This window comes from Mesorhizobium sp. M0563, from assembly GCF_040321065.1.
In the GTDB taxonomy this organism is placed as follows: domain Bacteria; phylum Pseudomonadota; class Alphaproteobacteria; order Rhizobiales; family Rhizobiaceae; genus Mesorhizobium.
This window is the reverse complement of record NZ_JAMYQV010000037.1, coordinates 1-12,983: the sequence shown is the minus strand read 5'-3', so window position 1 is coordinate 12,983 and position 12,983 is coordinate 1. Positions and strand designations below refer to the sequence as shown.

The following is a 12,983-nucleotide window of genomic DNA, read 5'->3' as shown; positions in this document are numbered from 1 at the left end:
CTCACCCGGATTGCCCCGAATTGCGAAGAGCATTCGGGGCAATCCGACCTCTCCCCGAGGGGAGAGGAGATCGCTGGTGCCAGCGCCAGTCTCTTCTCCCTCGGGGAGAAGGTGGCCGCGAAGCGGCCGGATGAGGGGGAACCTACGGAGCTGCTCAAATCGCCGCGGTGACAATGATCTCGACCAGATATTCCGGTCCGGCAAGCTTGGCCTCGCCGGTGGCGCGGGCCGGCGTGTTGCCCTGCGGTACCCATTTGTCCCACTCGGCGTTCATCTCGGCAAAGGTGCTCATGTCGGCCAGCCAGATGATCGCCTGCAGGATCTTGGTCTTGTCGGTGCCGGCCTTGGCCAGCAATTCGTCGATCGCCGCCAGAATGTCTTTTGTCTGGGCGCCGACGTTTCCACCCGGCTTGCCGACCTGACCGGCCAGATAGACGGTGTTGCCGTGGATCACGATCTGGCTCATGCGCGGGCCCACATCGATGCGACGAATGCTCATTGGATATTCCTTCTCTTGTCCGGCTTTCTCTTGTCGGCTGCGCCTGTTTAGGATCGCTGCTGGCTTCGAGCAAGGCCGCTCGAGCGGAACCTCTTGAGCCAAGCCAAAGCGGACAACATGACGGCCCGGCCGCAATTCCGCCCGATTGGCTTGTTGACTAATGTAATAACATCACATATCGAATCCGCCCCTGCAGCACCGATCGTCGCCCCATGGATCGTCACATGAGCCAAACCTGCCTGACCTTCCGCGACCTGACGCTGGGCTATAACAGCCATCCTGCGATCCACCACCTCAATGGTACGATCCGCAAGGGGTCCTTGACGGCGGTCGTCGGCGCCAACGGCTCCGGCAAGTCGACGCTGATGAAGGGCATCGTTGGCGTCCTGAAGCCGATGGCCGGCGCGGTGATCCGGGCGCCCGGCGTGCGCGCCGCCTACCTGCCGCAGCAGTCCGAGCTCGACCGCTCCTTTCCGGCCCGGGTCGTCGACCTGGTTTCGCTTGGCCTGTGGCCGCGGCGTGGCATGCTCGGCCGCTATACCAGGGAAGATCGCGACTCGGTCAGCAAGGCGCTGATGGCCGTCGGCCTCGGCGGTTTCGAGAAGCGGCCGATCGACACGTTGTCGGGCGGCCAGCTGCAGCGCACGCTGTTTGCCCGCGTGCTGTTGCAGGATGCCGAGCTCATCCTGCTCGATGAGCCGTTCAATGCCGTCGACACGAAGACCGTCGGCGACCTGATCGCACTGATCAAGCGCTGGCATGGCGAGGAGCGTACGATCATGGTGGTCGTCCACGATCTCGACCTAGTGCGGCAGAATTTCCCCGAAACACTGCTCCTGGCGCGCCAGCCGGTCGCCTGGGGCGAGACCAGAGAGACGCTGCGGCCGGAGAATTTGTTGCGCGCGCGCCGCTTCCACGAAGCCTGGGAGGACAACGCGCCATGGTGCGAGCCTGGCGAGCATGATCACAGTGTGCACGATCACAGCAGCCACGAGCATAGCCATGACCATCATCACGGCTCCGGGCCGAGGGCGGCATGATGGACGTGCTTTACGGTCTTTTCGTCGCCCCGTTTGCCGACTACGCCTTCATGCAGCGGGCGCTCGCCGGTTCGATGATGCTGTCGCTCGGCGCCTGCCCGGTCGGCGTGTTCCTGATGCTGCGGCGCATGAGCCTGTCCGGCGACGCCATGGCCCATGCCATCCTGCCGGGTGCTGCCGCCGGCTTCCTGTTTTATGGCCTGGAGATCCTGCCGATGACCATCGGCGGACTGATCGCCGGCATCATCGTGGCGCTCGGCGCCGGCGCCGTCTCGCGCTTCACCATCCAGCGCGAGGACGCCTCGATGGCGGCCTTCTATCTGATTTCGCTGGCGATCGGCGTGCTTATGGTGTCGATCCGCGGCTCCAGCGTCGATCTCATGCATGTGCTTTTCGGCACCGTGCTGGCGCTGAACAACGAGGCGCTGACGCTGATCGGCGGCATCGTCGTGGTGACGCTGGTCAGCCTCGCCATCTTCTGGCGAGCGCTGGTCGCCGAATGCCTCGACCCCTTGTTCCTGCGCTCGGTCAGCCGGATGGGCAGCCCGGTGCATTTCATCTTTCTCGGCCTCGTCGTGCTCAACCTCGTCGGCGGCTTCCAGGCGCTCGGCACCTTGCTGTCGGTCGGGCTGATGATGCTGCCGGCAGCGGCGGCCCGCTTCTGGACCTCGCGCGTCGAGCCGATGTGCGTGCTGGCGACAGTGATCGGCTTTGCCTCTTGCATTGCCGGGCTGCTGTTGTCCTATCATGCGTCGCTGCCCTCCGGCCCGGCCATCATCCTGTCCGCCGGCGTCGTCTATTTCGCCTCGATCCTGTTCGGGACGCGCGGCATCCTGCGCGCCCGCATCATCCATCACCGCCACAGAACTGCCTGATCCCAACGAAGGAGACTTGTCCATGCTGAAATCGATCCGCGCCGCTTTGGCCGTGAGCGTTATAACATTAACCGCCTTTGGCGCATCTTCGGCTTTCGCGGAGCCGTTGAAAGTGGTCGCCAGTTTCACCATCATCGGAGACTTCGCCAAGAATGTCGGCGGCGACCGGATCGATCTGACCACCATCGTCGGGCCGAACGGGGATGCGCATGTCTACGAGCCGAGCCCAGCCGATGCGGTGGCGATGGCCAAGGCCGACATCGTGCTGGTCAACGGCCTGCATTTCGAAGGTTTTCTGCAGCGCCTGGTCGACGCCAGCGCAACCAAGGCGACCGTCGCCGTGCTGACCAAGGGCGTCACGCCGATCAATTTCAAGCCCGAATTCGCCGAGGCCGACGCCCACGCCGATGGTGAGACGGCAACCGATCCGCACGCCTTCCAGTCGATCGCCAATGCCAAGATCTATGTGAAGAACATCGCCGACGCCTTCTGCACGGCCGACGCTGCGGGTTGCGACAGCTACAAGGCCAATGCAGCCGCCTATACGCAAAAGCTCGATGCGCTCGAGGGCGAGGTACAGGCAGCGATCCAGTCGATCCCGCAAGAGAAGCGCGTCGTCATCACCTCGCATGATGCCTTCGGCTATTTCGAGCAGGCCTACGGCTTGACGTTCCTGGCCCCGGAAGGCGTGTCGACCGAGTCGGAGCCCTCCGCCGCCGACGTCGCCAAGCTGGTCAGCCAGGTGAAACAGGACAAGGCGGCGGCGATCTTCGTCGAGAACATCACCAATCCGCGGCTGATCGAGCAGATCGCCAGCGAGACCGGCATCAAGGTGGGCGGCACGCTCTATTCCGATGCGCTCTCACAGCCCGACGGCCCGGCCTCGACCTATATCGACCTGATGCACAACAACATCGCCCAGATCAAAGGCGCGATCCTCGGCAGCTGAGCCGACCGATCCGGTTCATCCAGCCGGGCTGGCGCATGATGCGTCCTGGCGACATGCGGCGTTAGCCCGGCTGGATTTCCGGCATCGAAATCTCTATCTGCGCGGATGGATTTCTTTTCGCGCGGATTGCCGACCGGGTCAGGGAGTGGCAAGACTGCCGCTAACCAGATTGCGAGGACCCCAGCCATGGAATACCGTCAGATCAGCGAGGATTATTCGGTCTCGGGCCAGATCCAGCCCGAGGATGTCGCGACCATCAAGGCCGCCGGCTTCAAGAGCGTGATCTGCAACCGGCCGGACGACGAGCAGCCCGGCCAGCCATCGGCCGACACCGTCAAGGCGGCGGTCGAGGGCGCCGGGCTCGCCTTCCGCTACATCCCCGTCATCAGCGGCCAGATCACGGCCGAGAATGTCGAGGACCAGGCTGAGGCGCTCGACGAACTCGAAGGCCCGGTGTTCGCCTATTGCCGGTCCGGCGCCCGCTGCACCAATCTCTATGGGCTGATCCAGCAATCGAAAGGGTGAGAGGCGTTCCGATCGTTAGTGACGCCGCCGTCTGGCTGTGACCCGCCGCAGCCAGAAGAATGCGACGAGCAAAGCGACGTATAGCGCAAGATCGACGAGCGCAATCGTAGCGACCAAAAGTACGATGAAGCCCGCAAGACATATCGGAAAGCCGACACCGCACCACCAGCGCGCCTTCGGGTGAGTGAGTTCGACCCAGCCATAGGGCCATGAAGGCCAGGGATTGATCCGAAAGCTCAGGTCCAAGGCCTCCGGATTATGCGCGATGTGGATTAGGCTACCAATGGCGTAAGGAACCATCCCGCCTATAAAAATGATGAAACCAGCGATCTGAAAGGTGGTCATGGCTTGAAGTCAAATCGGCAGAGCACCGGTTTCCTTCAGTGTCTCCAGCACGATCGCCGTCTTCACATGCTGCACCGATTCATGCGGGAGAAGCACGCTGTTGACGAATTCCGACAGCGACTTCAGGTCCGGCGTCACCACTTTCAATATATAATCCATCTCGCCGGTCAGCGCGTGCGCCTCCTGCACTTGCGGTAGCCGCGCCACCAGTTCGCCGAAACGCCGCGCATTGTCGCGGTTGTGGGTAGCGAGCGTCACCGAGATGACGTTGACCAGGGAAAAGCCGAGCTTGTCGCGGTCGAGCACCGCCCGGTAGCCCTTGATATAACCGTCCTCCTCCAGCCGCTGGCGACGACGCGAGCATTGCGAAGCGGACAGGTTCACCCGTTCCGACAAATCGTTGTTGGTCAACCGCGCGTCGGCCTGCAGCAGAGCCATTATCTTGCGGTCAAACTGGTCAATGCGCGCTTCATCCATGGATTTCGACCCGGTCATGCACAAGTTGCGCATGATCGGAACATTTCAAGCGTTTGAATGCAAGCAATTTGCACTCGCTCCGCGCTATGATTGGGCTCAGATATGGCCGATGCGGCCAATGCCAGATTTCGGGCCAGATTTCGGAGCAATGCCATGGGTCCCTTCCCGCACGACGCACCGCCCGCCAAGATCAGCAAAACCAATCCCGCCGGCACCGACGGCTTCGAATTCGTCGAATTCGCGCATGCCGAGCCGGAAAAGCTCGCCGAGCTTTTCACCCGCATGGGCTACGTGCCGGTGGCCAAGCACCGCAGCAAGGACATCACCGTCTGGCGGCAGGGCGACATCAATTATGTCGTCAATGCCGAGCCCGGCTCGCATGCGAAGAAATTCGTCGACAAGCACGGCCCTTGCGCCGCCTCGATGGCTTGGCGTGTGGTCGATGCCAAGCATGCGTTCGATCATGCCGTTGCCAAGGGCGCGACGCCCTATGAAGGCGCCGGCAAGTCGCTCGACGTGCCGGCAATCGTCGGTATCGGCGGATCGCTGCTCTATTTCATCGAAACCTATGGCGAGAAGGGCTCGGCTTACGACGCCGAGTTCGACTGGCTGGGCGAGCGCGATCCCAGGCCGGAAGGCGTCGGCTTCTATTATCTCGACCACCTGACCCACAATGTCTATCGCGGCCAGATGGACAAATGGTGGGATTTCTACCGCGACCTGTTCGGCTTCAAGCAGATCCATTTCTTCGACATCGACGGCAAGATCACCGGCCTGGTCAGCCGCGCCATCACCTCGTCCTGCCGCAAGATCCGCATCCCGCTCAACGAGTCCAAGGACGAGACCAGCCAGATCGCCGAATATCTGAAGAAGTACAATGGCGAGGGCATCCAGCACATCGCCGTCGGCACCGACGACATTTACGGCGCCACCGACAGGCTGGCCGCCAACGGCCTGAAGTTCATGCCGGGCCCGCCCGAGACCTATTACGACATGTCTTATGCCCGCGTGAACGGCCATGAAGAGCCGATCGAGCGCATGAAAAGGCACGGCATCCTGATCGACGGCGAAGGCGTCGTCGACGGCGGCACGACCAAGATCCTGCTGCAGATTTTTTCAAAGACTGTGATCGGGCCGATCTTCTTCGAGTTCATCCAGAGGAAGGGCGACGAAGGTTTTGGCGAGGGCAATTTCCGCGCTCTGTTCGAATCCATCGAGCAGGACCAGATCAAGCGCGGCGTGCTGAAGGTGGACGGCAAGGCAGCGTAGCCAGTTCGGCCGAGGTGCCTTGTGGTTTGATCAGTTATGACCTAAATTCTGGTCATAAAGGATCGAGTCATGAATGTTTCCATTGCCGAAGCCAAGGCCAAATTGTCGGAACTCGTCAGCCGTGCGGAAGCCGGCGAGGAGATCGTGCTCACACGCCACGGCAAGGTGGCGGCGCGTATCGTACCTCCGGCAGTGGCCGAATCCCTGCCGCGTATCGGCGCATTGAAGGGCAAGATCTGGATTGCGGACGATTTTGATGAACTCGGCCCCGAGTGGGATGAGTACGTGAAATGACGGTCGGCCCGTTTCTCGCCGACACACACATCATCCTCTGGTCGATTTCGGACGATCGACGTCTCAGCGAGCACCACCGCGCTATTCTGGCTTCGGAAGCGGTGGTGTTCGCGAGCGCGGCTAGCGTCTGGGAAATTGCCATCAAACGCTCGATCAGAAAACTCGATGCGCCGGACGACCTGCCAACGCTGCTTCCAAGGATGCAATTTCAGCCGCTCGCCGTAACCTTCCAGCACGCAAACGCCGTCGGCAGCCTACCCCACCACCATGGTGATCCGTTCGACAGACTTCTGATTGCGCAGGCGCAAATGGAGAATCTCACCATCCTTACATCCGACCCGCATTTCGCCAGTTACGATGTGGCTTTGGCATAATTAGCCAAGCAGTTGGTCTCGCAGTCCCAGCCGCTCGACTTCGGCTTTCCTCAACTTAACATCGTAATCGAGGAAGAACTCGTCGAGTTGTGGCGGTTTCACCGAGGTGCCAGACAGCATCGCGTGCACCTGGCCGCGATGATGGATGTCGTGGATGAAGAGATGGGCGAGCAAATCGCCGATCCGCTCCGGTATCATGCCGTCCTCGCGCCGATCAGTGACGACGCGGCGTTCGAGATCGTCCGCCGACAGGCGGTCGCAAAAAGCGATCAGCCGCCGGTCGGCCTCCGCCCGCTTGCCAAAGAGCGCGTCCGCTTCGTCGAAGCGCAAGAACTCATCATAGGCCGCGGCGCCGACGCCGCCCTCTTCGAGAAAATCGAGATAGAGGTGATCGACCGCCAGAATGTGGTTCAGCGTTGCCTTGATCGACGGGAAGAAGCTGGTTCGCTCGGCTTCGAATCACCAGGCTTAAGCTGCAGTACGGCGCCATAAAGCCGGTCGTTCGACCAGAGATTGTTGCGCGCCATGCGGCGGAAATGGTTCAGCAGGTCCATGACTTCACTCAGCTGACCGGACCAACGACAAGCCTGCCCCCATTAGCAGGAATCCAGCGAGAACAATCAGCAGCAGCCCGATCATGCGCCGCCGCATGCCTTGCGTTTCCTGGTCACGCGCGACGTTCGTGTTGGTGACGGTGTGAAACATCATCGCCTTGCGCGGAAAGCCGCTGCGGTTGGTCAGGCCGGGCGAGCGCGCCTCGATGCGATAGCTCAGCCGGATCGCCTGGATGAAGATCGCCAGCATGACAAGGGCCCAGACACCGCACAGGAGATAGAATGTCTCGCCTGTCATTCTCTTGCCCCCTCGTATTTCTCGACCTTCTGCTCGATGGCGCCGAAGATCGAATGCCCGCCCCTGTCCTTCATCTCGATGCGCACGGTATCGCCAAAGCGCAGAAACGGCGTCTTCGGTTCGCCGGCTTCGATGGTCTCGATCATACGCAACTCGGCGATACAGGAATAGCCGGCGCCGCCCGCCGAGACAGGCTTGCCCGGCCCGCCATCGAGCTTGTTGGAGACGGTGCCCGAACCGACGATGGTGCCGGCGGCCAGCGGCCGCGTTTTTGCGGCATGGGCAATCAGCGCCGGAAAGTCGAAGGTCATGTCGATGCCGGCGTTCGCCCGGCCGAACGGTTTGCCGTTGAGATCGACCAGCAGCGGCAGGCTGACCTTGCCGCCGTCCCAGGCATCGCCCAGTTCGTCCGGCGTCACCGCAACCGGCGAAAAGGCTGATGACGGTTTCGACTGGAAGAAGCCGAACCCCTTGGCAAGCTCGGGTCCGGTCAGGCCGCGCAGCGTCACGTCGTTGACCAGCATGACCAGCCGGATCGCTGCCCGCGCCTCGTCGAGGCCAGCGCCCATCGGCACGTCGTCGACAATGACGGCGACCTCGCCTTCCAGGTCGATGCCAAGGGTCTCGTCGATCATGCGGATTGGGTCGCGCGGTGCGAGGAAGGCGTCCGAGCCGCCCTGGTAGATCAGCGGATCGGTCCAGAAGCTTGCCGGCATCTCGGCGCCGCGCGCCTTCCGCACCAGCTCGACATGGTTCACATAGGCCGAGCCGTCGGCCCATTGGTAGGCGCGCGGCAGCGGCGAATGGGCGTCGTGCTCGTGAAAGCGAGCCGACGGCACCGCATTGTTCTCCAGCGATTCGGCCATGGCGGCGAGATGCGGCGCGATCCGACGCCAGTCATCGAGCGCGGCCTGCAGCGTCCGCACCAGGAACGACGCATCGGTAAACCGCGTCAGGTCGCGCGAGACGACGACGAGTTTTCCGTCGCGCGTCCCGTCCTTCAAGGTGGCAAGCTTCATGCGGTTTCCTCTCCTGGCGCAGCTTTGGTGCTGCTTTGATTTTTGTTCTACGCATGATCTCGTCCGAAAACCGGTTCCCACTTTTCGGGATCATGCTCCAGCCCCACAACAAGGCCGTCGCGGGCGATCGTCAAGTCGCCGGCCCATGTTTTCCTGACGGCGGCGATCCAGTCGGCCTCGCCGATCTCGGGATCGTCGGCGGGAATGAGGTGGTTGAGGACCAGCCTTTTGACGCCTGCATCACTGGCGATGCGGCCCGCTTCCTCGGCAAAGCTGTGGCTGGCAAGCAGGTGTTCCCTCAGTCTTGCACCGTTGCCGGTCTTCGCGACCAACCTCTCGATGCCCTCTTCCAGCATGGCCTCGTGGACCAGGACGTCGGCGCCTTCGGCGAAATCCGACAATGGCGGAAAGAACGCCGTATCGGACGAGAAGACGATGCTTTGCCCGGCTTGCTCGAAGCGCAGCGCAAAGCAGTCCGTCACCGGCGGGTGGTCGACACGCAAGGCCGATATTTTGAGACCGCGCTCTTCCGCCACCTGGCCTTCACCAAACTCGACAATCGAGACCAGGTCGCGGAGATCCGGCCGCCCTTCGTCGGCGATGCGGATCTCGATGTCGAACTCCATCGCCTGGCAAAAGCGCTGCCAATAGTAGCCGATGCCGGGCGGGCCGAATACGGTGACCTTTGTCCCCAGGCCGGCCGTCCATGCGGTGTGGATCAACGGTCCGAGTTCCAGCACATGGTCTGAATGCAAATGCGTGATGAAGATCAGGTCAAGCGCCTTCAGACTGACGCCGGCATCGGTCAGCCCGCGCGTTACGCCCAGCCCGCAATCGACGACGAGGGTGCGGCCAATCTCCAGCAGCGATGAACTCGGCCACGGTCCGCCCGGCCGGAGCGCCGGACCACCCTTCGAGCCAAGAAGCACCAGACGATCCATCATGCGACGGCGCTCAAGACCAGTCGCCCTCGGGCGTGCCGTTGAAGCGTTTCTTCAGATCGGCCCAGCAGTCGATATAATTGTCCTGCCGGGTTTCGAGTTCGGCGCCATAGCGGGTCACCATCTGCGGGAAGCGTGTCTCGAACATGAAGGCCATGGTGTTGGCGAGCTTGACCGGTTTCAGCTCCGCGCGCGAGGCCTTTTCGAAGCCAGGCGCATCGGGTCCGTGGGCCAGCATCATGTTGTGCAGGCTGATGCCGCCGGGCACAAAGCCCTCTTCCTTGGCATCGTACTGACCATGGATCAGGCCCATGAACTCGCTCATGATGTTGCGGTGATACCACGGCGGGCGGAACGTATTTTCGGCAACCAGCCAGCGCGGCGGAAAGATGACGAAATCGATATTGGCAGTGCCTTCCTCGCCGCTCGGCGCGGTCAGCACGGTGAAGATCGATGGGTCGGGATGATCGAACAGGATCGCGCCGACGGGGGAAAACGTCGCAAGATCATATTTGTAGGGTGAATAGTTGCCGTGCCACGCCACCACATCGAGCGGTGAATGATCGATCTCGGTGACATGGAACTGGCCACACCATTTCACGATCAGCCGACAGGGCGTGTCCTTATCCTCGAACCAGGCGCAGGGCGTCTTGAAATCGCGCGGATTGGCCAGGCAATTGGCGCCGATCGGGCCGCGATCCGGCAGCGTCAGCTTGGCGCCGTAATTCTCGCAGACATAGCCGCGCACTTCGGCATCCAACAGTTCGACCTTGAACACCAGGCCACGCGGCAGCACGGCGATCTCGCCCGGCGTGAGTTCGATGACGCCCATCTCGGTGATCAAGCGCAAGGCTCCAACCTGGGGCACGACCAGCAACTCGCCGTCGGCGTTGAAGAAATGGTCGTCGGCCATCGAACGGTTGGCGACATAGACATGTGCCGCCATGCCGGTCTGGCCGAGCACGTCGCCGGCGGTGGTGATCGAGCGCATGCCGGCGATGAAGTCTGTCGGCTCTTTCGGCATCGGCACGGGGCTCCAGCGATACTGGCCGAGAGCGAGCTGGTGGTCGCCGACGTTCGGCGCGCTTTTCCACAGCGGATAATTCGCCGCTTTGAAGCGACCGGTATGCCTGACGCTCGGCCTTATCCGATAAAGCCAGGAGCGCTCATTGGTGCCGCGCGGCGCAGTGAAAGGAGAGCCCGAAAGCTGCTCGGCGTAGAGGCCGTAGGCCGGCCGCTGCGGCGAGTTGCGTCCTTGCGGCAGCGAGCCCGGCAAAGTCTCGGTCTCGAAGTCGTTGCCGAAACCCGGCATGTAGGAATAGGCCATGGCATCCTCCCTGGATACTGACAGAGCGCGCTCCTCGCCTCCGATGGCTGCGGCACTCAAGCATTGACCAAACTGGTTTCATCTGTAACCATTGAAAATGTAACTATCAACCACGGCGTCTGCCGGGATACAAAATCATGGACGTCCTGGAACTCGAAAGCTTCCTGCCCTACCGGCTCTACCGTCTCGCCGATGCCGTCAGCCGGGAATTCTCCAGGATATACAAGGACCGTCACGGCCTGACCCGACCCGAATGGCGCACGCTGGCCGGGCTCGGCCAGCACGGCACCATGACCGCGACGGAACTCGGCGAGCAGTCGGCCATGCACAAGACCAAGGTTTCGCGAGCCGTCGCCGAGCTCGAACGGCGCCGCTGGCTCACTCGCACACCGGATGGAAAAGACAGGCGGGTCGAGCATCTGACGCTGACCCGAGCTGGCCTTGTCGCCTATCGCGAGATGGTGCCGCTGGCTAAAGCGTTCGAGCTGGAATTGCTTGCGAGGCTGAGCACGGAACAGCGAGCGGCCGTTGTCAGCGGAGTGGCGGCCCTGGAGATGGCGTTGCCGGATCGACGAAAGGAGCTGTGAAAGCTGCTACGCAGCGATCGTTCACACCCCCTCTGTCCTGCCGGACATCTCCCCCTCAAGGGGGGAGATTGGACGTCGCTTCGGCTTTCGCCAATCTCCAAAGAAGAGCGATGTCGGCGAAGCTGCCAATCTCCCCCCTTGAGGGGGAGATGGCCGGCAGGCCAGAGGGGGGTGCTGTCCCGCCAACATTTCTGATCGCCTACCAGTCCATCACCACCTTGCCGGAATTGCCGCTCTTCATCGCTTCGAAGCCGGAAACATAGTCGTCGATGCCGATGCGGTGGGTGATCAGGCCGCTGACATCGAGAGGACCCTGCACCAGCGCAATCATCTTGTACCAGGTCTCGAACATCTCGCGGCCGTAGATGCCCTTCAGATGCAGCATCTTGAAGATGACCTTGTTCCAGTCGATTTCGAAGCCGGTCGGCGCGATGCCGAGAATGGCGATCTTGCCGCCATTGTTCATGGTGTCGATCATGTCGCGGAAGGCAGGGGCTGCGCCCGACATTTCGAGGCCGACGTCAAAGCCCTCGGTCATGCCAAGCGCCGGCATCACGTCGCGCAGCTTTTCCTTCGATGCGTCGACGACATGCTGAACGCCAAGCTTTTTCGCCAGTGCCAGGCGCACCGGGTTGATATCGGTGATGACCACTTTTCGCGCGCCGACGCACTGCGCCACCAGTGCACCCATGATGCCGATAGGCCCGGCGCCGGTGACCAGCACGTCCTCGCCGACGAGATCAAAGGACAATGCGGTGTGAACAGCATTGCCTAAGGGATCGAAGATCGCCGCGATCTCGTCGGGCACGTCGTCGGGGATCGGCACCACATTGTGCTGCGGGATCGCCAGGTATTCGCCAAAGGCGCCCGGCCGGTTGACGCCGACGCCGAGCGTGTTGCGGCACAAATGCCCCCTGCCCGCCCGGCAGTTGCGGCAATGGCCGCAAACGATATGGCCTTCGCCGGAAACGCGCTGGCCGAGTTTGTACTCGGTCACCGCCGCACCGAAATCGGCGACGGTTCCGACAAATTCGTGGCCGGCAACCATCGGCACCGGCACGGTCTTTTGCGCCCACTGGTCCCAATTATAGATGTGGACGTCGGTGCCGCAGATCGCCGTCTTCCTGATCTTGATCAGCACGTCGTTGGGGCCGATCTCCGGCACCGGCACTTCTTCCATCCAGATGCCCGGCTCGGCCTTGGCCTTGACCAGCGCCTTCATCATGTTCGACATTCTTTTGTTCCCCAGAACCTTAGTCGCTTGAACCTCTTGATCCGGAATCGCTTTTCGGTTCCGGCCGTTCAGGAAATCACGCCGAGTTCCCGACCGACTGCGGCGAACGCCTCAACCGCGCGATCGATGTCTGCGCTGGAATGGGCGGCCGACATCTGCGTGCGGATGCGCGCCTGGCCCTTCGGCACCACCGGGAACGAGAAGCCGATGACATAGATGCCGCGCTTCAGCATCCGCGCCGCCATCTCCTGCGCCAGCGTCGCATCGCCAAGCATCACGGGGATGATCGGGTGGTCAGCGCCGGCCAGGGTGAAGCCGAGCTTGCCCATCTCGGACCGGAAATGCCCGGCATTGTCGTAGAGCCTCTTCCGCAATC

The 12,983-nt window shown here is 62.1% G+C and carries 17 protein-coding genes and 1 pseudogene; 8 read left to right on the top strand and 10 right to left on the bottom strand.

The window, feature by feature from the left end:
• Window positions 1-154 precede the first annotated feature (154 nt).
• On the bottom strand, window positions 155-499 hold the full coding sequence (locus NKI50_RS29485) for a RidA family protein (protein ID WP_352481272.1): 345 nt from the start codon (window positions 497-499) through the stop codon (window positions 155-157).
• A 224-nt stretch (window positions 500-723) separates the two neighbouring features.
• On the opposite strand from NKI50_RS29485, the gene aztA reads away from it, so the two are divergent.
• From aztA to NKI50_RS29465, 4 genes are all read left to right on the top strand, one after another.
• Entirely contained in the window at window positions 724-1,539 is an 816-nt protein-coding gene (gene aztA / locus NKI50_RS29480; RefSeq protein ID WP_352481273.1) for a zinc ABC transporter ATP-binding protein AztA, read from the top strand.
• Window positions 1,539-2,414 carry a zinc ABC transporter permease AztB gene (aztB, locus tag NKI50_RS29475; protein WP_352481316.1) on the top strand — a complete coding sequence of 292 codons (876 nt, stop codon included), beginning with the start codon at window positions 1,539-1,541 and terminating at the stop codon, window positions 2,412-2,414. Before aztA ends, aztB begins: the two co-directional genes overlap by 1 nt.
• Window positions 2,415-2,436: 22 nt before the next feature.
• Window positions 2,437-3,363 (top strand): zinc ABC transporter substrate-binding protein AztC, encoded by a 927-nt coding sequence (aztC, locus tag NKI50_RS29470; RefSeq protein ID WP_023717198.1) that lies wholly within the window; start codon window positions 2,437-2,439, stop codon window positions 3,361-3,363.
• Between the two features lie 186 nt (window positions 3,364-3,549).
• Window positions 3,550-3,888: a protein tyrosine phosphatase family protein gene (locus NKI50_RS29465; RefSeq protein ID WP_023674411.1), complete on the top strand. Its 339-nt coding sequence runs from the start codon at window positions 3,550-3,552 to the stop codon at window positions 3,886-3,888.
• Between the two features lie 15 nt (window positions 3,889-3,903).
• Here the strand turns inward: NKI50_RS29465 and NKI50_RS29460 are convergent, their stop codons facing one another.
• Window positions 3,904-4,233 (bottom strand): hypothetical protein, encoded by a 330-nt coding sequence (locus NKI50_RS29460; RefSeq protein WP_352640018.1) that lies wholly within the window; start codon window positions 4,231-4,233, stop codon window positions 3,904-3,906.
• 9 nt (window positions 4,234-4,242) lie between these two features.
• The gene (locus NKI50_RS29455; protein ID WP_023717197.1) at window positions 4,243-4,710 is read right to left on the bottom strand and encodes an Lrp/AsnC family transcriptional regulator; all 468 of its coding nucleotides are present in this window, start codon (window positions 4,708-4,710) and stop codon (window positions 4,243-4,245) included.
• A 153-nt stretch (window positions 4,711-4,863) separates the two neighbouring features.
• Between NKI50_RS29455 and hppD the strand changes: the two genes are divergently transcribed.
• The 3 genes from hppD to NKI50_RS29440 all read left to right on the top strand — a co-directional run bounded on the left by hppD (window position 4,864) and on the right by NKI50_RS29440 (window position 6,647).
• Window positions 4,864-5,979: a 4-hydroxyphenylpyruvate dioxygenase gene (hppD, locus tag NKI50_RS29450; protein ID WP_352718471.1), complete on the top strand. Its 1,116-nt coding sequence runs from the start codon at window positions 4,864-4,866 to the stop codon at window positions 5,977-5,979.
• Window positions 5,980-6,048: 69 nt separating this feature from the next.
• Window positions 6,049-6,273: a type II toxin-antitoxin system Phd/YefM family antitoxin gene (locus NKI50_RS29445; protein ID WP_023717195.1), complete on the top strand. Its 225-nt coding sequence runs from the start codon at window positions 6,049-6,051 to the stop codon at window positions 6,271-6,273.
• Window positions 6,270-6,647 (top strand): type II toxin-antitoxin system VapC family toxin, encoded by a 378-nt coding sequence (locus tag NKI50_RS29440; RefSeq protein WP_023717194.1) that lies wholly within the window; start codon window positions 6,270-6,272, stop codon window positions 6,645-6,647. Before NKI50_RS29445 ends, NKI50_RS29440 begins: the two co-directional genes overlap by 4 nt.
• Here NKI50_RS29440 and NKI50_RS29435 read toward each other — a convergent pair.
• From NKI50_RS29435 to hmgA, 5 genes and pseudogenes are all read right to left on the bottom strand, one after another.
• Window positions 6,648-7,201 (bottom strand): annotated as a pseudogene (locus tag NKI50_RS29435) (DinB family protein).
• A 4-nt stretch (window positions 7,202-7,205) separates the two neighbouring features.
• Window positions 7,206-7,499 carry a hypothetical protein gene (locus NKI50_RS29430; protein WP_352640016.1) on the bottom strand — a complete coding sequence of 98 codons (294 nt, stop codon included), beginning with the start codon at window positions 7,497-7,499 and terminating at the stop codon, window positions 7,206-7,208.
• Window positions 7,496-8,518: a fumarylacetoacetate hydrolase family protein gene (locus tag NKI50_RS29425; protein WP_352640015.1), complete on the bottom strand. Its 1,023-nt coding sequence runs from the start codon at window positions 8,516-8,518 to the stop codon at window positions 7,496-7,498. Before NKI50_RS29425 ends, NKI50_RS29430 begins: the two co-directional genes overlap by 4 nt.
• Before the next feature lie 47 nt (window positions 8,519-8,565).
• Window positions 8,566-9,462 carry an MBL fold metallo-hydrolase gene (locus NKI50_RS29420; protein WP_352640014.1) on the bottom strand — a complete coding sequence of 299 codons (897 nt, stop codon included), beginning with the start codon at window positions 9,460-9,462 and terminating at the stop codon, window positions 8,566-8,568.
• 10 nt (window positions 9,463-9,472) lie between these two features.
• A complete protein-coding gene (gene hmgA, locus NKI50_RS29415; RefSeq protein ID WP_352640013.1) occupies window positions 9,473-10,786 on the bottom strand; it encodes a homogentisate 1,2-dioxygenase in 1,314 nt (437 codons plus the stop codon).
• Between the two features lie 137 nt (window positions 10,787-10,923).
• On the opposite strand from hmgA, the gene NKI50_RS29410 reads away from it, so the two are divergent.
• Window positions 10,924-11,373: a MarR family winged helix-turn-helix transcriptional regulator gene (locus tag NKI50_RS29410; RefSeq protein ID WP_023717189.1), complete on the top strand. Its 450-nt coding sequence runs from the start codon at window positions 10,924-10,926 to the stop codon at window positions 11,371-11,373.
• A gap of 199 nt (window positions 11,374-11,572) precedes the next feature.
• Here NKI50_RS29410 and tdh read toward each other — a convergent pair whose 3' ends face one another.
• Together tdh and NKI50_RS29400 are read right to left on the bottom strand one after the other, a co-directional pair.
• A complete protein-coding gene (gene tdh, locus NKI50_RS29405) occupies window positions 11,573-12,607 on the bottom strand; it encodes an L-threonine 3-dehydrogenase (RefSeq protein WP_352718468.1) in 1,035 nt (344 codons plus the stop codon).
• Window positions 12,608-12,675: 68 nt separating this feature from the next.
• Window positions 12,676-12,983 (bottom strand): aminotransferase class I/II-fold pyridoxal phosphate-dependent enzyme (locus NKI50_RS29400; RefSeq protein WP_352718465.1); only part of this gene is annotated, 308 nt, incomplete at its 5' end.